General features: G+C 38.6%; 16 protein-coding genes. 10 read left to right on the forward strand and 6 right to left on the reverse strand.

The genetic code is table 11. The annotated features are described in order from the left end of the window. Window positions 1–83: 83 nt before the first annotated feature. Complete coding sequence (locus GM418_RS09050) at window positions 84–872, forward strand: class I SAM-dependent methyltransferase (protein ID WP_158865289.1); 789 nt, start codon at window positions 84–86, stop codon at window positions 870–872. Between the two features lie 10 nt (window positions 873–882). On the opposite strand, the gene GM418_RS09055 is transcribed toward GM418_RS09050, so the two are convergent. Then, window positions 883–1947: an amidohydrolase family protein gene (locus GM418_RS09055; protein WP_158865291.1), complete on the reverse strand. Its 1065-nt coding sequence runs from the start codon at window positions 1945–1947 to the stop codon at window positions 883–885. 129 nt (window positions 1948–2076) lie between these two features. Here GM418_RS09055 and GM418_RS09060 point away from each other — a divergent pair, with 129 nt between their 5' ends. After that, window positions 2077–2595: a nitroreductase family protein gene (locus GM418_RS09060; RefSeq protein ID WP_158865293.1), complete on the forward strand. Its 519-nt coding sequence runs from the start codon at window positions 2077–2079 to the stop codon at window positions 2593–2595. Between the two features lie 12 nt (window positions 2596–2607). Here GM418_RS09060 and GM418_RS09065 read toward each other — a convergent pair whose 3' ends face one another. After that, complete coding sequence (locus tag GM418_RS09065; protein ID WP_158865295.1) at window positions 2608–2907, reverse strand: hypothetical protein; 300 nt, start codon at window positions 2905–2907, stop codon at window positions 2608–2610. 189 nt (window positions 2908–3096) lie between these two features. Further along, entirely contained in the window at window positions 3097–5469 is a 2373-nt protein-coding gene (locus tag GM418_RS09070) for a transglycosylase domain-containing protein (protein ID WP_158865296.1), read from the reverse strand. A 216-nt stretch (window positions 5470–5685) separates the two neighbouring features. Here GM418_RS09070 and topA point away from each other — a divergent pair, with 216 nt between their 5' ends. The 8 genes from topA (at window position 5686) to porK (GM418_RS09110) (ending at window position 16609) form a co-directional block, all read left to right on the forward strand. Next, a complete protein-coding gene (gene topA, locus GM418_RS09075; protein WP_158865298.1) occupies window positions 5686–8022 on the forward strand; it encodes a type I DNA topoisomerase in 2337 nt (778 codons plus the stop codon). A 41-nt stretch (window positions 8023–8063) separates the two neighbouring features. Further along, on the forward strand, window positions 8064–9221 hold the full coding sequence (locus GM418_RS09080; RefSeq protein WP_158865300.1) for an arginase family protein: 1158 nt from the start codon (window positions 8064–8066) through the stop codon (window positions 9219–9221). 113 nt (window positions 9222–9334) lie between these two features. After that, window positions 9335–10294 (forward strand): PorP/SprF family type IX secretion system membrane protein, encoded by a 960-nt coding sequence (locus GM418_RS09085; protein ID WP_158865302.1) that lies wholly within the window; start codon window positions 9335–9337, stop codon window positions 10292–10294. Between the two features lie 24 nt (window positions 10295–10318). Beyond that, a complete protein-coding gene (gene porK / locus GM418_RS09090; RefSeq protein ID WP_158865304.1) occupies window positions 10319–11662 on the forward strand; it encodes a T9SS ring complex lipoprotein PorK/GldK in 1344 nt (447 codons plus the stop codon). Between the two features lie 25 nt (window positions 11663–11687). Continuing rightward, complete coding sequence (gene porL / locus GM418_RS09095) at window positions 11688–12659, forward strand: type IX secretion system motor protein PorL/GldL (protein ID WP_158865306.1); 972 nt, start codon at window positions 11688–11690, stop codon at window positions 12657–12659. Between the two features lie 15 nt (window positions 12660–12674). Continuing rightward, entirely contained in the window at window positions 12675–14285 is a 1611-nt protein-coding gene (gene porM / locus GM418_RS09100) for a type IX secretion system motor protein PorM/GldM (protein ID WP_281350289.1), read from the forward strand. Between the two features lie 3 nt (window positions 14286–14288). Continuing rightward, the gene (porN, locus tag GM418_RS09105; RefSeq protein WP_158865310.1) at window positions 14289–15140 is read left to right on the forward strand and encodes a type IX secretion system ring subunit PorN/GldN; all 852 of its coding nucleotides are present in this window, start codon (window positions 14289–14291) and stop codon (window positions 15138–15140) included. 119 nt (window positions 15141–15259) lie between these two features. Continuing rightward, window positions 15260–16609: a T9SS ring complex lipoprotein PorK/GldK gene (porK, locus tag GM418_RS09110; protein ID WP_158865312.1), complete on the forward strand. Its 1350-nt coding sequence runs from the start codon at window positions 15260–15262 to the stop codon at window positions 16607–16609. Window positions 16610–16622: 13 nt separating this feature from the next. Here the strand turns inward: porK (GM418_RS09110) and GM418_RS09115 are convergent, their stop codons facing one another. From GM418_RS09115 to GM418_RS09125, 3 genes are read right to left on the reverse strand one after another with little or no spacing between them, the layout of a single operon-like run. Beyond that, entirely contained in the window at window positions 16623–18011 is a 1389-nt protein-coding gene (locus GM418_RS09115; protein ID WP_158865314.1) for an enolase C-terminal domain-like protein, read from the reverse strand. After that, window positions 18011–18961, reverse strand: coding sequence for a sugar phosphate isomerase/epimerase family protein (locus GM418_RS09120; protein WP_158865316.1), 951 nt, complete (start codon window positions 18959–18961; stop codon window positions 18011–18013). Before GM418_RS09120 ends, GM418_RS09115 begins: the two co-directional genes overlap by 1 nt. 33 nt (window positions 18962–18994) lie before the next feature. Beyond that, window positions 18995–20359 carry a Gfo/Idh/MocA family protein gene (locus GM418_RS09125; RefSeq protein WP_158865318.1) on the reverse strand — a complete coding sequence of 455 codons (1365 nt, stop codon included), beginning with the start codon at window positions 20357–20359 and terminating at the stop codon, window positions 18995–18997. Between the last annotated feature and the right edge of the window lie 82 nt (window positions 20360–20441).

Genomic DNA, 20441 nt, shown 5'->3' on the forward strand with positions numbered 1-20441 from the left:
ATTTTACGATACGATTTGAGATAAAAGGTATCTCATAGCTAAGACTAATGCTTTTATTTCGCAAGAAACAAAACCAAATCAAAATGAATTACACTGACATCAATAGGAAGCTCTGGGATAAAAGAACTGAAACCCATTTTAACTCTGACTTTTATGATGTTAAGTCCTTTATTGCAGGCAAAGATTCTTTAAATCCGATAGAAATCGAGCTGCTTGGGAATCTAAAGGAAAAGAAAGTTTTGCACCTGCAATGTCATTTTGGGATGGATACTATTTCACTTTCAAGACGTGGAGCTTTTTCCACGGGAGTAGATTTTTCTGAAAAAGCAATTGAGAAAGCAAAACAACTCAATAAGCTTACAGGAACAAAAACCAGGTTTATTCAAAGCGATGTGTATAAGCCTCCTGAACTTCTGAATGAAAAATTTGATATTGTCTTCACTTCTTACGGTGTGGTTGGCTGGCTGCCCGATATGAAAAAGTGGGCAGAAACGATTCACCATTTTCTAAAACCGGGAGGAGAATTTATAATGGCAGAGTTTCACCCCGTGGTTTGGATGTTTAGTTACGATTTCAAACAGATTGAATTTAACTACATGGATTCAAATCCGATTATAGAAGAATTGGAAGGAACCTATACTGATGGAGGTGTTGAGATCAAAGAAAAATCGATGTGCTGGAACCATGGCTTAAGCACGGTTATTGATGCACTTGTAAAAACAGGCATGAAACTTAAAGATTTTAAAGAATACAACTACTCACCCTACAATTGTTTTGAAAACACAGTAAAAACCGGGGACAGAAAGTTTAAAATAAAAGGTATGGAAGACAAAATACCAATGGTTTATTCAGTAAAAGCCCAAAAAGAATAAAAGGGTTCATTCAAAAAGTTTTATACCACTTCTTGAAATTTTCGGAATATATTTTATTTATAACCTCTTTGGGAAGTTTGAGCCCCTGAAAATCACCATCGATTAAAGAACTACTCATTGTTTTATCGGTCACCAGAAACTCCCAGTCGAGTAACCAGGTTTGGTGTAGTTCTTCCTGAAACGCTTCTTTTTCCTGTCCGCTATCAATCACATCGGTTCCATACATTAGTCTGTCCTGGTAGTCGACAAAAAATTTCCTCACCTTGTCGCGGTCGTCTCTGGTTTGGTAAAAAACCTGCCCCAATCTCGCTGCCATATCAACCGAAGCATTCGGGAATCGATCAAGGAACTCAGCCAACGTATCCACACTCCATTCCAAACTGGCCAGATGACAACCTATAAAAACCAAATCCGGATTTTTCTCCAGCATTCTGTCACGGGCAGCCATTTGCTCTTCATATGAAGGGAACTCCGGGTGCAAATACATATGATACTCGGGGTGACGTGAGAAATAACCGCTGTCGTTTTTTGTGGTCATTTCATCAGCTGGCAGCCAGCAATTTTTGGGTTCACCTAAATGCCCCACAAGCGGAATATTATTTTTAGCCAGATATTCAAAAATCGGATCAAATTTCGGGTCGTCAATCATAATAAGCGCGCTGTCTTTATCGCGGTATTCCATGCCAATATTTTTCCACACTTTTACCGAATTGGCGCCATCAGCAACACATTGCTCTATCCAGGAAATGGTATTATCAACCCAAGCCGAGTCATCCCAGCCATCCAAACAAAAGGTTGCTGAGTATGCAAACTCATCCGGTTTTTCTTCTCCAAGCTCTTTTAACCACTGATGGGCAGTTACAACCCGTTCACATCCCCCGGAATAGGTATTTATTGCAAACAATTTAAAATTATCATTCGCGGCCTGTTCCAGCGAACTGTTATTATTTGTATAAATATGATAATGTGCATCAATTTTTTCAACTTCGGGAAAATTATCAACCGAGTAATATTTATTCTCGCATGCAAAAAACACAATTGTAATTAATAGAAGGAAGTGACTTTTTCTTTTCATTTTTTATGATTCAATTGATGGTGCTGAAGTTATGAAATTTTATTCATCAATAGACATCAGTAGAAGAATAAATACTAAACTTCGAATAATTTTCTCTTCTTTTACCTGAAAAAATCGAAAATAAACCACATGATAGAAATTCTAAGAAACCGCAGAAGTATACGAAATTATAGCACTAAAAAAATTGAATCAGAAAAAATTGAGATTCTGAAAGAGGCAATATTGCGCTCTCCTTCTTCTAAAAACATAAATCCGTGGGAATTTATTTTTGTTGACGACCTGGATAAAATCCAAAAGTTAAAAGGATGTAAGCCACACGGAGTAACTCCACTGGCAACAGCACCTCTTGCAGTCATTATTTGTGCAGATGAAACCAAAAACGATGTTTGGATTGAAGACTGCTCCATCGCATCCATTTTGCTTCAACTAACGGGCCAGTCGCTTGGATTGGGAAGTTGTTGGATTCAAATTCGCAACCGGATGTATACAAACGAGATTTCTTCTGAAGAATACATAAAGAAGATGACAAATCTTCCTGAGAATTTTAAGGTACTGAGTATTGTAACTCTTGGTTATCCTGCAAAAACCAGGGAAGGAAAATCGTTTGAAGAATTGCAGTTTGAAAAAATCAGAAATAATAATTTCTGAATCCATTCATATTCAATTCAACTCGTACCATTGCGTTTTTGTAACATACATCCCTGCATCCATCCCCGGATAAAAGGCATAACTTACGAGTGCGTTGGAATAAGTAATTGATTTTTCAGTCACATATTCGTACAGATTTCTATAGTTTGCCAGCGCAAATTCTGCAGAATATCCTGCAACAATAATGTGGTAAAAAGCTTCAAGGCTATTATTGGGAGCATAATCCAATCCTTCTTCTACTGTGTTAAAATCTTCGGGGGATAAAAGAACTTTAATTTTGTAATAATAATTTACCGTTGTCCTGTTTTCCATCTTTTAAAATTATTTTATCCGACGGTAAAAATACGAAATAACGCTCGTTAAATGTTATCTCAAATTCTGGAAAACATTGTTATAACAACTGATTTTTTTTCAGTTTTCGGCTGATCAAAAATAGGAATAGAGAAAAAATTAAGATATTATCACCCGACTCCCCTCCTCGGAGATTCTATGTGCAAGAACCTAAAAGAAATCATTAAAGTCGGTCGGAGAATTTGAATCTTCCTCTTCATCGCAATCGAGATCAATTGTAAAATTAAGTGGCTTTTTAAATTCCTGTTCTTCTGTAATTCCCAGGGTAGGGTCGGCTAAAACTTTTTTGTAAAAATACCCCCAGATTGGAAGTGCCATATTTGCTCCCTGTCCGCTTCCAAGGGAACGGAAATGAATGCTTCGCAGATCGGCACCTGTCCAGACACCTCCGGCCAGTTTTGGGGTCACCCCAATAAACCAGCCATCGGAGTGGTTCTGTGTTGTCCCTGTTTTACCGGCAATCGGCACAGCGAAGTCACCATATTCCTTCGTCACTCTATCACGCCAAAGATTTGAAAATCGTAACCGAACACCCGTTCCATCATTTATTACGCTCTGCATCAAATTCAACATCAGGTAAGCAGTTTGTTCATCAATGGCCTCATGTTTTTCAGGTTGAAATGTTGCAATTACATTTCCGTGTTTATCTTCAATACGGGTAACAAAATAGGGTTTTATAAAAACGCCCAGATTTGCATAGGTAGTAAAAGCTCCCACCATTTCGTAAAGCGTAATGTCGGAAGTTCCGAGGAACATAGAAGGAACAGGGTCAATCGGACTGTAAACACCAAGTCGTTTCATAACTTCAACCACAGCCTGCGGACTAAACTGTTTTAACACCCACGCCGAAATGCGGTTTTTCGAATTTGCCAGCCCCCATTTCAATGTAACCAACTGACCATCTTTTTCTTCATCCACATCAGAGTCTTTGGGTTCATAAATGGTACCATCGGGCATTTGAAACTGTTGACTAACATAAGGAACCTTGGTACAAGGCGTTAAGCCGTTTTGCATGGCAAGAGTGTATAAAAACGGCTTTACAGTAGAACCCACCTGGCGTTTTCCGTCTTTTACCATGTCATACATAAAATACTTGTAATTTGGCCCGCCCACATAAGCTCGCACAGCTCCCGTTTCTGTATCGGTAGCCATAAATGAAGATCGGAAATAGCGCAAATAGTATTTAATTGAATCCAAAGGAGTCATTACCGTATCCCTCTCTCCCTGCCATGAAAAAACGGTCATTTCAACCGGCTTTTTGAAATTCTCTTTTATTTCTTTGAAATTCATTCCCTGCAAACGAAGAACCCGGTAACGTTCGCTTTGCCTGATACTTCTGTCAAGTAAATCTTCAGTCTCCCCGGCCGTCATATTGTTTGCAAAAGGCGGATTATTCAGGTCTTGCATACTCCCGTCAAACAGTGGTTGAAGATCGTAACGAAGGTGTTGCTCAATGGCCTCAACGGCATACTTTTGCATCCTTGAATCGATGGTTGCATAAATTTTTAACCCGTCATTATACAGATCATAGTTTTCACCATTGGGTTTTACATTTTTATTACACCATCCAAATAGCGGATTATTTTCCCATTCATCCAGATCTTCAATAAATTTCTGACCTTGCCACGATGCGTAATTTTCGCGTACAGGTTTTTTGGCCGTCATCGTTAAACGCAAATATTCCCTGAAATAAGGTGCTGCTCCACTTTTATAATCTACTTTGTGATAATCCAAATCGAGCGCTAGTTGTTTTACAGAATCCCTTACTTCTTTAGAAATGTATCCGTATTTAAACATTTGATTCAGAACAACATTTCTTCTTTGTAAAACCAATTCGGGGCGGCGTACCGGATTATAAAGCGATGAATTTTTTGCCATCCCAACCAACATCGCAGACTGATGCAGTTGCAACGAATCGGGCTGAACACTAAAATATACCTGAGCTGCGGTTTTTATCCCAACCGCATTGTTTAAATAGTCGTATTTGTTCAGATACATTAAAATAATTTCCTCTTTTGTATAACTGCGCTCAAGTTTAACAGCAATTACCCATTCCTTAAATTTACGAAGCGCCAGTTGCAGGCCATTTTCCATTGCATCGCGGGGAAATAACATTTTTGCCAGCTGCTGACTCAATGTACTTCCACCTCCCGAACTGGTATTGCGTGTAACGATTCCTTTTACAACACGCACCAAGCCGCGTAAATCAATCCCGGAGTGATTGTAAAAACGAACATCCTCTGTAGCGATTAAAGCATCAATCAAATCTTCAGGCAAATTCTCATAATCCACATATGTACGATTTTCCCTGATAAAATACTTGTCAAGTACTTTCCCGTCTGCCGAATAAATTTCTGAAGCTAAATTGTTTTGCGGGTTCTCGAGTTCTTCAAAACTGGGCATAAAACCCAGCTTCCCTTTTGCAATCATAAAAAACAAAAGAAAAACTCCAAGTATCCCCAAACCTATAACCGACCAGAAAGCAATAATATATTTTGTATATTTTTTTTTCTTTTCTGACATAAATTTTACAATTAAATTCGCATAGCAAATATATATGATTCTGCCTACGCAGCAATTGTTTAAACGAACAGATTAATATCATTATTTTGGCTTCTGAAAAATAAAATCATCATTATCAATAATATAGAATTAAAAAAAATTAAGCTATTAAATTTTGAACTTAGCGTTTGATTTTCTTTAATTTGCAGAAATTTTTTGAAAGGAAGAGTTAAGCATATGCACAAAAACCTTGTTATTGTTGAGTCGCCGGCCAAAGCAAAAACCATAGAAAAATTTCTGGGGGATGGATATTTTGTAACCTCGAGTATGGGACATGTACGTGATTTGGAAAAGAAAGATTTTGGGATTGACATTGAAAAAAAGTATCACCCAAAATATATTATTACCCCCGATAAAAAGAAAGTTGTCACCGAACTTCGAAAGTTGTCGAAAGATGCCGAAATGGTGTGGTTAGCTTCCGATGAAGACCGCGAAGGGGAAGCAATTGCCTGGCATCTGAAAGAGGTTTTAAAACTCAAACCAGAAAACACAAAACGAATTGTTTTTCACGAGATTACAAAAGACGCGATTTTGAATGCGGTTGAAAATCCGCGCTCAATCGATGAAAATCTTGTAAATGCACAACAAGCGCGTCGCGTACTTGATCGGATTGTTGGTTTTGAAGTCTCACCCGTTTTATGGAAAAAAGTTAAACCATCATTATCAGCAGGAAGAGTGCAGTCGGTTGCCGTTCGTTTGATTGTAGAACGGGAAAGGGAAATCATCAATTTTAAAAGTGAGTCCTCTTTCCGGGTCAACGGTTATTTTCTTGTGGAAGATAAAGATGGGAAACAGACTGAATTAAAATCAGAGCTTTCCAAACGATTTGACAAGAGGGAAGAAGCTTTTGCTTTCCTTGAAAAATGCAAAAGCGCTAATTTTTCGGTTGCTGATGTAGTAAAACGACCAGGGAAAAGATCTCCGGCAAAACCATTTACAACATCAACTCTGCAGCAGGAGGCCAGCCGGAAGCTCGGATTTTCAGTTTCGCAAACCATGGCTGTAGCTCAGCGTTTATACGAAAGTGGAAAGATTACATATATGCGTACCGATTCGGTAAACCTGTCGGGACTTGCCATCAATACTTCAAAACAAAAAATACAGGAGTTACACGGCGACAAGTACGTAAAAATCAGAAACTACAAAACAAAAACAAAAGGTGCACAGGAAGCGCACGAAGCCATCCGCCCGACTTATATGGATAATGAAACTGTTGACGGTTCGGGTCAGGAAAAACGTTTGTATGATTTGATTTGGAAACGAACAATTGCTTCGCAAATGGCAGATGCAGAACTCGAAAAAACAACAGTTACCATTTCCATATCGAATACCAGTGAAAAGTTTGTTGCCACAGGTGAAGTTTTGATTTTTGATGGATTTCTCAGAGTTTACATTGAATCGACAGATGATGACAATGGAAGTAACGGAAGTGGCGACGTAATTATACCTCCTGTAAAAATAAATGATTCCCTTGAAATGTCTTCGGCTGTTGCCACGCAACGTTTTTCGCAGAGACCTCCGCGTTTTACGGAAGCTTCTCTAGTAAAACGACTGGAAGAACTAGGCATTGGGCGTCCTTCTACCTATGCGCCAACCATCACAACCATTCAGAACAGAAATTACGTAGTTAAAGAAGATCGACCTGGAGTAGAACGCAGCTACGACGTTTTAACACTGAGGAAGCAAAATATTTCCGAAAAAACAAAAACTGAGATAACAGGTGCCGAAAAATCAAAACTTTTTCCAACTGATGTCGGAATGGTGGTAAACGACTTCCTGATTGACAACTTCCAGCAAATTATGGATTATAATTTCACCGCAAAAGTGGAAAAAGAATTTGACGACATTGCAGAGGGAAAAAAGATTTGGAACGAGATGATTGATGCCTTCTATCAGCCATTTCATGAGAATGTTGAAGACGCTTTAAAAAACTCTGAGCGGTCCAAGGGAGAACGTATATTGGGAATTGACCCAAAAACAGAAAAAGAAGTTTCAGTAAAAATTGGCCGCTTTGGCCCGGTTGCTCAATTGGGGCAGGCATCAACCGACGGAGAAGGTGAAAAACCGCAATTCGCCAGTTTACGAACCGGACAACACCTCGAAACAATAACTTTGGAAGAAGCACTGGAATTATTTAAACTCCCGCGCGAATTGGGAGAATATGAAAATAAAAAAGTTACTGTTGCCATTGGTCGTTTTGGACCATATGTGCGGCATGACAATAAATTTGTATCCCTCGGAAAAGAAGATGATCCTTTTTCAGTTAAACTTGACAGAGCCATCGAGCTGATAGAAGCTAAACGGGAAAAGGACAGAAAAGCTGTGATTAAAGTGTTTGAAGAGGAACCGGATTTAAGAGTTCTGAATGGAAGATGGGGACCATATATTTCGTTCAAAAAGAAAAATTATAAAATTCCCAAAAAAACAAATGCTGAGGAATTAACCCTGGAGGATTGTATGAATATAATCAACAATGCTCCGGAGCCAAAATCAAAACGTGGTCGAAAAAAATAAAAAAATAAAGCAAATAATAACATCTGCTTTTTGCCTGACTCATGGACGTACGACAATATTTTGAACCGATTGATTTTTCGAAGTACTCCGGCAAATTCAAAGACAGCTGGAAATACTCAGTGGGCCAAACCATTGAAAAATCAACTCAGAAAGTAACACCGGCCAATATTCACAAAATTGAAGTGGCTGTATTTAGCGTCCCCTTTTATAATGGAACATGGAAAAGCAGTAAAACAAATCCAACAGAAAAAATCAGAGAAGAGCTATACCAGCTTTCAACAATTGACAGAAAGTTAAACATTGTTGACTTTGGCCAACTAAAAAAAACAAAAAGTCAAAAAGGAGCTTTTCTCGCGGTACGCGATATTATCGAATATTTTACTGAATTAAACATCGTGGCTTTATTAATTGGTGGCAGCCAAGATGTAACAGTTGGAATTTGTGAAGCATTTAAAAGTGAAACCTTTTTTTCTCTTACATCTGTTGATTCGTTACTTGATATAAAGAAAGGCAGGGAAACCTTTTCAGCCACCAATTTTTTAACCAGGATTTTTCAAAAAAATCCGCAAATTTTTCAATTTAATCTTGTCGGATATCAAACACACCTTGTTCCCAAAGAGCTTTTTTCCAAAACAAAAGGGTTTGGCACGCATGTGAGACTTGGACTTTTGCACGAGGATTCCATAAATGCAGAACCTGTTTTTCGCAATACAGATGTTCTTTCGTTTGATACCAATGTGTTAAAGTATTCTGAAATTGGTGGAAATCGGATTAAAAACCCGAACGGATTATATAGTGAAGAAGCCTGCCAGTTGGCAAAATATGCAGGCCTGAGTAATAAATTGAAAGTTTTTGGTATTTTTGAAACCGATTGGGATAAAGATAATAACGGGATATCACTTAAACTTTCGGCTCAGATTATCTGGTATTTTCTGGAAGGATTTCTTAACAGAGTACAAAAAGAAAAGGAAATACCTGAAAATCTGCAGATGTACAAAGTAGAAGTAAAAGAGATTGACGAGCCAATTGTATTTTACAAATGTACAGAAACGGCGCGGTGGTGGTTTGAGATTCAATCTACAAAAGGAAATAAACACTTAATTGCCTGTTCAAAGAAAGAATATGATGAAGCATCGGGTGATGAAATACCAGAGAATTGGTTAAAGTTTGTTCAAAAAATAGATGAATTGTCAAAATAATACCAAATTGTTAACGTTCTTTGCATACCAAATGGTAAAAGTTTGTTACAGAAAACAATTTTTTATTTCTTTAAACCGGTTTGAAAAAGAAACGTAAGATGCAGTTAAAACGGATGAAAAAAATAATTTCTTTTTTATTTTTAGTATTTGTGTTAAATTTAGCGTCTTATAGTCAGCAAGATCCGCAATACACCAATTATATGTACTATAAATTGGGAGTTAATCCGGGTTATGCCGGAGCAGAGAATGCGATAAGTGGACTTTTGTTAAACCGATATCAGTGGGAGGGTTTTAAAGGTGCTCCCAAAACGCTGGTTTTTAGTATGGACGCAGCAATAAAGCCATTTGGTTCGGAAGGCGGAATAGGTTTAAATATTATAAGCGATCAGCTTGGTTACGAAAAAAATACTTCGGTAAACTTTAGCTACGCTTACAAGACGACGGTTAATTTTGGTGAATTGGGAATAGGACTATCAATGGGATTAATGACTAAAGGATATAACGGGGAATGGAGTACGGGCGAAAATAGCGGACTTTCGTCTGATATTTATACTGATCCAAGTTCTGACCCTGCTATTCCGCAGGGGGAAGTTAGCCAAATGGCGCTGGATATGGGATTTGGACTTTACCTTTCATCCAATAATTATTTTCTTGGAGTATCGGCAACACACCTAAACCAGGCTGAAATTAAATTTTCAGATCAGGCAACTACCTTCCTTGCAAGACATTATTATTTAATGGGAGGATACAATATAAAATTAGCTGACCCGTTATTTGAATTGCAACCCACTGCTTTGTTAAAAACCGACCTGGCCGGGTGGCAGTTTGATGTAACAGGCAGAATTGTTTATGATGAAAAATTTTGGGGAGGGATTTCTTACCGTTTAAACGACGCAGTTTCGTTGTTAATGGGTTTGGAAATGCTGAACGGACTAAAAATAGGATATTCTTTCGATCTGGTAACATCAGCGATAGGATATTACGGTTTTGCATCACACGAGTTTTTTGTGACGTATTCTATTGATTTAGAGAAAAACCGAAACCAAAAATATAAGAGTATAAGATTTTTATAGAAAAAGCCATTTTTTTATTGTGCTATGAAAAAACTTCTTTATTTCGGAATTGTACTTTTGAGCATTTTAACATTTACAAGTTGTAACCAATCCGGGGGAAATGGTGAATTGGTTGGAGTACAAAACAGGGGCAAGTGGAGTGAATCTCAACCTCACGGTATGGTGTATGTCAGAAGGGGCAGTTTCAATATAGGTCCAAGCGATCAGGATCCCAGTAAAACAATGCTCCCAACTAAAACAGTATCTCAGGAGGCATTTTGGATGGATGATACCGAAATTACAAATTCTGAATACAGGCAATTTACCAATTGGGTAAAAGATTCAATTGCACGTAGAATGTTAGGAGATCAGTACCCCGAATTTTTAATCACAGAAGATAGGGAAGGAAATCCCATTGACCCTCCGGGAATAAACTGGAGAGAAAGAATTGATTGGGAAGATCCCGATATGCAAATGGCGATGCAAGACCTTTATATACCTGAAAATGAAAGATTTTTTGGAAGAAAGGAAATAGACACAAGAAAGTTGCTTTATGAATATTGGTGGATCGACATTCAACAGGCAGCCAAACGCTCAAATAGTTATAACTTTGAAAATCAGCGCTATGAAGGAAATGTTTATAATGCTGAAGGAGAACTGGTTCCTATTGAAAACCGTTCTTCATTCATCATGCAGGATGAAGCCTATATTTATCCGGACACACTGTGCTGGATTAGAGACTTTACATATTCGTTTAACGAACCATGGGCTACCCGGTATTTCTGGCATCCGGGATTTGCTGAATACCCTGTTGTAGGTGTAACCTGGGAACAGGCACGTGCGTTTTGCAGTTGGAGAACAAAAATTCAAACCACCTACTTAAACTCAAGAGGAGAACCAGAACTGCAGGCCTACCGTTTGCCTTCTGAAGTTGAATGGGAGTATGCTGCCAGGGGCGGAAAAACATATTCTATGTATCCCTGGGGCGGATATTATGCGAGGGATGAAGAAGGTGTATTCCTGGCCAATTTTAAGCCGCTTCGTGGAAATTATGTTGAGGATGGTGGAATCGGGGCAATGAAAGTAGGCAGTTATGAACCGAATGAATACGGCCTTTATGATATGTCAGGGAATGTAGCCGAATGGACAGAAACAGCATACGATGAAGCCGGATACCAATATTTTAGCGATATAAATCCTTCGTTCACATATAATGCAAGACCTGATGATCCCCCTGTTATGAAGAGAAAAGTAATTCGTGGAGGATCGTGGAAAGATATTGCACATTATATTCAAGTATCAACAAGAACTTACGAATATCAGGATACGACGAAATCTTTTATAGGATTCCGATGTGTACGTTCAACTTTCGGAGACGAATTCAACTAAAAAATATTAACCTATATCTAAAGATATGAACCTGGGAGAAATTTTTAAGACTAAGCGTTGGAAAACATTCATGGGATACGTTTACGGATGGGGAGCATCCATAGTTATGCTTGGAGCACTTTTTAAACTCCAGCACTGGAATCATTCCGGACTTTTTCTGACTATCGGCTTGATAACGGAAGCATTTATTTTCTTTTTATCAGCTTTCGAACCACCTTTGGAAATGCCTGAATGGAGCAAGGTTTATCCTGAATTAAGAGAGGATTATGAAATTATGGATATGGACGAAATAAGTCCAAGAAATAAGAAAGGTATTGATGAATTGTTTTCAAGTTCAGAGCTTACTCCTGAGCTGTTGGACAAAGTGGGAAAAGGTTTAAATGAGTTAAGTAATACTGCAAGAGGAATCAGCGATATCTCAGCGGCTACCCTGGCAACCGACCTATATGTTAAAAACATCGGTTCGGCGTCTGAATCAATGGGTACATTTGCGGAAATTAACAACAAAGCCAACGAGACCATAAACAGATCGGTAGGAAATCTTGCGGAATCCTACGTTAATACAGCAAAACAGTTGTCAGAATCAGGGAAAAGTGCAATATCTGTTATGCAACGAACCGGCGAACAGTTCTCGTCTCAACTTGCCGATGCAGGAAAAAACCTGGCAAACTCATTTGAAATGGCATCTAGTTCCATTACCAGTGGGTTAAATACCATTGGAGAAGGTTCAAAACAGTATTCCGGCAATCTCCAGAAACTAAATCAAAATATTAATGAACTGAACAAAAATTTTGAGGCGCAGTTAACCGACACTAAATCTCAAATGGTTGCGAGCCAAAAGTTCAATAACGATCTAACTCAAATGAATGAGATTCTGGCATCTTCTGTTGATGAATTAAAAAAATATAAAGATAACGCAGAACAATTGAATAAGAACCTGGAGGCCTTGAATACAATTTATGGCAACATGCTGGGAGCAATGAGTTATAAAAAATAATTTGAAGATTCAGTTATGGGTGCAAAAAATTGTCCGGAAACCCCGAGGCAAAAAATGATAAACATGATGTACATTGTCCTAACGGCAATGTTGGCATTAAATGTAGCCGCAGAAGTATTGGAGGCATTTAAGGTTGTGGATTCAAGCCTGATGCAGACAATGAAAGCTGTAGATATGCAAAATGCCCAGGTTTATTCGTCTTTTGAGCAAGCATTTATCGAAAATCCAACAAAAACAGAGGAGTGGAAAAACAAGGCCGATGTCATTCGAGATGATACAAAAGCCTTAATTTCATACATTTCTCAGTTAAAAGAGGAATTGGTAAAAGCTTCAGGGAGTGAACAGGTTAACGAAGAAAATCCATACTCTGTTGATGGTTTTTATCTTTATACAGAAAGTGGAGATACGCTACAGTTAAAAAATGAACAGGATTTGAATGTTCCTTCTGAAATGATGATAACCCAAAAAAAAGGCGAAGAATTAAAATTTGAAATCGAAAATTACAGGGAAACATTGGTTGGAATGCTTTCGGAAGATGATGAAGAATTGAGAGAAACAATTCTTCAGGAGCTGGAAACCGCAGATCCTCCTGTCGATTTAGCGGAAGGAGGAGAAAGCAAATCATGGGAATCTGAACACTTTGAGGATAAACCAATTGTTGCAGTTTTAACTTTACTTTCCAAAATTCAAATCGACGTAAAAAACTCCGAGGCCAACCTCATCAAATACCTTTATGCACAAATTGATGCTGGTTCATTCAAATTTAATAAACTGGCAGCTCAGGTTATTCCAACTTCAAATGTAGTTTTGCAAGGAGACAAATATGCAGCTGAAGTTTTTCTGGCCGCAGAAGACACAACTCAGCAACCTGAAATATTTATCAATGGCAGACAAGTGCCGGTGGTTGACGGAAAAGCTACTTATACAGTAAATGCAACCGAAGTTGGTGAATTTAGCTGGGGTGGGTTAATAAAATATAAAACACCTGCGGGCGTAATTCAAAATTACCGTTTTGAACAGGAATATCAGGTTACAGCTCCGAGTGTTACTATGTCAGCTACAAAAATGAACGTATTTTACCGCGGGCTTGAAAATCCATTTGATATTGGAGGCAGCGGAATTCCAAAAGAAAACCTCGAGGTTACTATGACTAACGGTAGGGTCAGTAAAAATGGTGATGCATACGTTATTGAACCCACTGATTTGGATGAAATGGGAAGACGTACAAAAGTTACTGTATACGCGAATATTGGTGGAACACGAAGATTGGTTGGAACATCTGACTGGAGGGTAAAATCTGTTCCTGATCCGGTAGCCCAAATTGCCGGCCGTTCAAGTGGCGACATTCGAAAAGAAGAACTTGTTGTTCAGCAGGGAGTTATGGCCGAATTAATTGATTTTGATTTTGAATTTAGATATACAGTTACCGAGTTTACTGTCGAAACTACTGGTGCCGGGGGATACACAAACCGATATCCATCAAGTTCAAATCGTTTTACACAGGAACAATTAAATGAATTCAAAAGGTTAAACCCACAAAGTTGGGTTCATATTACAAATATTAAGGCAGTTGGAGAAAACGGTGAATCAAGGGATCTCAATTCAATTTCCTTTAAAATTATTTAAGCTATGAAAAAGTTAGTTGTTTATATAGGAATACTAGTGTTTACGCTTGCTTTGGCTGAGAAACAATCTAACGCACAAATTGTAAACGGTGCATACAAACGTACCGATGTTTTTCAGAAAAAACCAATGCCATTGCCAGGCGTTCGCGAAGCCGATGTTTTTTGGTCAAAAAAAGTGTGGCGCATTATCGATTTGCGTGAGAAGATGAATCTGCCATTGTACTATCCAACTAATGAAATGGGAGGTAAGGTGAATTTGATTACACTCCTTCTCGAAGGAATTAAAAACGGACAAATTACACCATACGACGCGAGACAGGATGATGACTTCAAAATACCTATGACCTACGAACAGGTGGAGGAATCATTTGGTGCAGAAGCTTCTACAATTGAAAGACGAAATTTTGACACCGGAGAGATGGAGAAAGTCACTATTGAAGGAGAAATACGTCCAAATGAAATAAAACAGTACATGGTTAAAGAGGAATGGTACTTTGATAAACAAAGCTCTACTCTAAATGTACGTATCGTTGGACTTTGTCCGATCCGCGAATACGTTCGTGAAAATGACGCCTCCGGAGAAGTACAGCGCCAGCAGATTTTTTGGGTATACTACCCCGAAGTTAGAGATCTGCTCGCAAGCAATTTAGTTCTGAATCCAAATAATGATGCAAGCCAAATGTCTTTCGATGATCTTTTTATAAAAAGATACTTCAACAGTTATATTACCAAGGAATCAAACGTTTATAATAACCGTGGAATCAATGATTATCTAACCGGGAAGGAAGCAATGCTTGAATCAAAAAGAATTGAAAATGAGATTTTCAATTTTGAGCAGGATCTTTGGGAATATTAGAAAATATAAAACATTCTGAAAGCCTTATGTTTTCATAAGGCTTTTTTATTCGCAAAAGCGTATAATTAAACATGCTGTTTTGCGTTAACTAATATAAAATTATAAGGGTAAAAAATCGGATGAAAAAAGCAATTCTATATATAATTCCAATTTTAGGAATGCTTTTTTATTCATGTCAAAAATCCAATCTCTATCTTCCCGGAGAAGAAAAAGTCAGCGGTGAATGGTTTGAACCCAGCCCATTTGGAATGGCGTATATACAACGCGATAAATTCAGGATGGGACCTTCCGACGATGAAATTATGCCCATCGGGACACCAACACGCGTAGTATCGCAGGAAGCTTTTTGGATGGATAATACCGAAATTACCAATAACGAATACCGTCAATTTGTGTATTGGGTGCGGGATTCAATAGCCAGAAGATTGCTGGGAGATGCTGATCCCGATTTCCTTATCTCAGAAGATTTTTATGGGGTTCCACTTGAGAATCCGATACTTAACTGGAATGAGGAAATAGACTGGAAAGATCCCGACTACCAGATGGCAATGGAAGAGCTTTATATTCCTGAAGAGGAGCGTTTTGCGTACAAAAAAGAAATTGACTCCAGAAAACTCATTTATGAATATTACTGGGTAGACTACAAACAAGCTGCAAAAAGAATAAATAACTACGATTTCAAGAATCAGAGATATAATGGCGCGGTAATGAGACCAAACGGAGAGGTGGTTCCGATTGAAAATCGGAGTAGTTTTTTGATGCATGAGATTGTTCCGATTTATCCTGATACTTTGTGCTGGGTAAGAGATTTTGCTTATACATACAACGAACCGTTCACGATGAAATATTTTTCCCATGTAGGTTTCGACGATTACCCTGTGGTTGGAGTAACATGGAAACAAGCTAAAGCTTTTTGTCAGTGGCGGACCAATTTAAAAACAGAATACAATTCTCGTTTTAAAGAAACACCCGCCCACGACTACAGACTGCCTACCGAAAGTGAATGGGAAATGGCAGCCCGGGGAGGATTGCTTAATACCATGTATCCTTGGGGAAGTTACTATACACGGAATCAAAAAGGTTGTTTTGTTGCCAATTTTAAACCCTTGCGGGGAAACTATGTCGCAGACAGTCCGACCACAACAACAGCTATGAAAGTGGGAGAATTTGACCCCAATCCATTCGGACTATATGATATGGCCGGAAACGTGGCAGAGTGGACGAGTACAGCTTTTTATGAAGGAGCTTATGACGTAGTAAGTGACTTAAATCCTGATTTGCAATACGACGCAAAACCGGACGATCCGCCTATAATGAAACGAAAAGTTATCAGAGGTGGCTCATGGAAAGACATGGCTTATTTTATTCGAACATCAACACGGACTTATGAATACCAGGATACAGCCAAATCTTATATTGGATTTCGATGTGTTCGTACATCGTTCCGAAACGACCTCCAAAACAGGTAATTCTCATAAAAAATCATACCTTTTCAAATTTCCTGAGGTAGTGCTCAGAATCAGCCAGGACACCACCGGCTTTTAAATAAAATTCTTCATCTAAATGGAAAATGCCGGCTTTTGTTTTTCTCCAATCCGAGCCAGGAAAAGGATGGTAACTTTCCATCTTGGTCCAATTCTCATAATTCTGGTGCCCGTTTGTTTCCAGCAATCCTGTGCCAAGTCCGGGAAACGGATCGAGCCGCGCGGCCACATTCTTATTCCAATCAACTAAAATAGGGTTCACAGTTAAGTCTGCACAAAAACATGGCACGTGTTCCTGTTTGGCAACATGTGCAATTTTTAATGTCATGCTTAACGTTTTTGCTATAGCTTTTAATGCAATTGCACTGTATCCCATCTGGATACGAACTCGGGCATCTTTATCGGTATGTGCGCTTTCGTCGGCGGCAAGACGAACAGGAATATCTGAAACGTCAATTTCTGCATGTTCCGGGAAAGGCTCTTCAATAATTGCAATCTGCTCAAAAGCTCCTATTTTTTTTGTATGGTCTATCAACTTCATTAACGTGTCTTTCTCCATATACCTTCCGTTTGCATCGAAATAATAGGGTAGTTTTCCATCTTTTGTATGTTCTGTTCTGTAGTTACCAATCGCACTATGAATCTCGCTTAACCGGGCCATGTCTTTTTCTAACATTTCCTTTTGAGTGCCCGGCTGGCCAATTTTTATTTTCATAAAAAAATATCCGTCATCAGCAGCCTGTTTTATTTCTGAAACAGGAATTGTGTATGCCATAAGTGGAATACTAGCAACGGATGAATGACGGTACGAAAGTGCGGATTTATATTCAGCAGGAATTATTTCATCAAATGTTGTTAATCCATTTTCTGATGCATAAATTTTCCAGGCTGCAATATCAATGGCAACCAGTGCATTTAATGCAAATGTTTTTCTGAGATGGGGATTATCTGTAATCTTTTTCCCGTACTCGTAAACCTTATCAAGAATTTTATCGAGCAAATCTACTGGAGATGTAAAAGGAATTTCTTTTATCAACTTTAAGGCATATTCAGTCATTGCATACATTAAAGCATTTCCCCCACCCTCTGAATAGCTGCTAAAGACACTGGCATCCGACCAAAGAACACTTTGAGAACACAGCCCCGTTGTACTGAAGCCTGAATCAGACTTTAACCACGCTATGGTTTGCCAGATTTCTGACATGTAACCACCTTTGAATCCAAAAGGCCTGATTAATGGTTCTCGTTCAAAATCGGAACCTGTTTGTATAATCTTTATTTTTTCGGACGTCTGAATCATATTCTTTGCATTGGTTGGAATTATCGAAGTTAAACCTCCGGCTAAACCTGTTGCCCTGACAAAATCTCTGCGTGTCCAGCTTTTCATCACAAACCGTATTTTTCAAACATATTTTTCAGAAATAAAAGGTCTTCCTTTAGCTTTAAAGCAATCTCTTCAATCTCCATTGTCGTGTCTTTCCTGCCATGTTCTGCTCCTCCTAAATCGTATTCATAATGTATAGAAACCGGAGCTGTAATTTCTAACGTTTTATAGAGTTCAAAATACTTTTCGAAATCAACCATTCCTTTCCCTAACTGTACGTTTTCAAGCCCCCATTTCCCGCTTTTATCTTTTCGCCAAATAAAATCTTTTATATCGGTGGTTCTTATCCAGGGAGCCAAAAGTTTCATTCCTAACGGCCAGGACACACCTCCTTCAACGGTGGCATGTCGCACATCGTATTGAACACCGATAAATTCCGGATCTCTATCTTTTAACAAATGGAACAAATCCCAAACAGGCCCACCAACCCGTGTACCTGAGTGGTTTTGATAATCGCCGTGAACTCCGTATTTACGATTGAGTTTTTCCAGTTTTTCAAACGTCCGTTTATGAATATCAAGGTTTTCGGGGATAGATTTATCACTATTGAAAGCCAAATACCCCATCCGATAATATTTTATACCCAGGTCAGACATTGTTTGTATAATATCAATAGCCAGCGGATCGTCCGGATCGTCTATATTTGTCACAATCATTTTTGTATCGCTACCTTTCTCTCTCAGTATTTTTACAACCTTTGGCAAATCAGTTTTAACATTTTCAGGCAACACCTGACCTCCTGGCCGAACGGCCAGATCCGCTCCATCGAAACCAATCCGGGCAACCAGTTCAGCCATTTCATTATAATCCATAAATTGAAGACATTTTGTAAAAATATGAATTGAGTGTTTTGTATTTGCTGAAAATAATTCAGATGCAAGTAATTTATCTGAGAATGAAACAAAGGAGGCAGCCAATGCTGAAGTTTTAATAAAATTTCGTCTGGAATTCATAGTTCTTCTTTTCAAATTAAAAAATGTCCTGTTTTATAATTTCCATGGTTTTCGGTATTCATAACTCAATAACTGGTTTGCCGCATCCGAATTGGTAAATTCTTCTTTCGCAGGATCCCACTCCAGGCGTTTTCCGGTTTTTAAAGCTATGTTTGCTAAATGCGCAAACGAAGTAGAGCGGTGACCATCTTCAAGTGTACACCATGGAGTCTCTCTCGACTTTACACTATCGAGGAAGTTTCTGATAAGTTTTACAGTGCTGTCTTCATTGGATACATCAGATTTTTCAGACTCAATTAACTCATTCCAGTTTTGAAATTGCCCCCTTCGGGAAGCTTTTATTTCATAACTTTTTTCATCAGCAACCAAAGTTCCCTTTGTCCCGCGTAATTCAACTTCACCTCCGGGAATACCATTTCCTGAAGTACCTTCGTAGATACTAAATTTGATAATTAATCCTTTGTCGAACTCAAAAATTACATCCATAGTATCCGGGATGTCACGATCATCGGTTAAAACATATTTTCCGCCATGTGTGCTAACTGCTGATGGCGCTTCTACCCCGATCATCCAGCGTATAACATCCATATAATGCACTCCCCAGTTTCCCATTTGCGAAGAAAAATCGCTCCACCACCTAAAATAGTAGGGAGCTATATTGTACTGGAACGGGCGAACAGCACGGGGGCCAAGCCACATATCCCAGTTAAAATCCTGCGGGGGCTGTTCAGGCATTTTATTTCCAATGCCATTGGGAAACATATTGCTAATTCGGAATGCATTTGCTGAAAGAATTTTACCTATCTTTTCATTTTGAATATCTTTTGCCAACTTCCGGTAAATAGAATTACCGCGCCTGTTAAGCCCAACCTGAACGATGTTACCCGCTTTTTTTTGCGCATTTACCATCGCCCGTCCTTCTGTTAGAACAATTGTAAGCGGCTTTTCCACATAAACATCAAAACCTGCTTCACAGGCATGAATACATTGAAGTGCATGCCAATGATCGGGTGTGGCAATACAAACAGCGTCAATATCCTTCTCTTCATACATTCTTCGGTAGTCGGAGAAAAGCTTCAAGTTTTCAGGAAGCTTCTCCCCCATTTGCGGAATACGATCCATCTCTAAAAAACGTTTGGAAACCTTACTTCTGTCTCGTTTTAAATATGGTTCGTAAACATCGCACAACGCAGCAACCTCAACGTCATCATTCAACATAAAACGTTCGAGAAGCTGTGAGCCACGGTTTCCGACTCCAATAAAACCAACCCTTATTTTATCATTTGCTCCAAAAATACGGGAACTTTTTTCAGAACCGAAAGCATGCAGGCCAACAGAAACCCCTGCTACTGCAGCAGTGCTTTTTGATATAAATTCACGGCGGGTATTTATTTCCATAGGTTTAGTTGTTATATAATTAGTGTGTTTAAGTTAATAAAAATCAGTTGATTGTTCTGTCAATTTCAAAAAAAGAAATAAA

The organism is Maribellus comscasis (genome assembly GCF_009762775.1).
Lineage (GTDB): Bacteria > Bacteroidota > Bacteroidia > Bacteroidales > Prolixibacteraceae > Draconibacterium > Draconibacterium comscasis.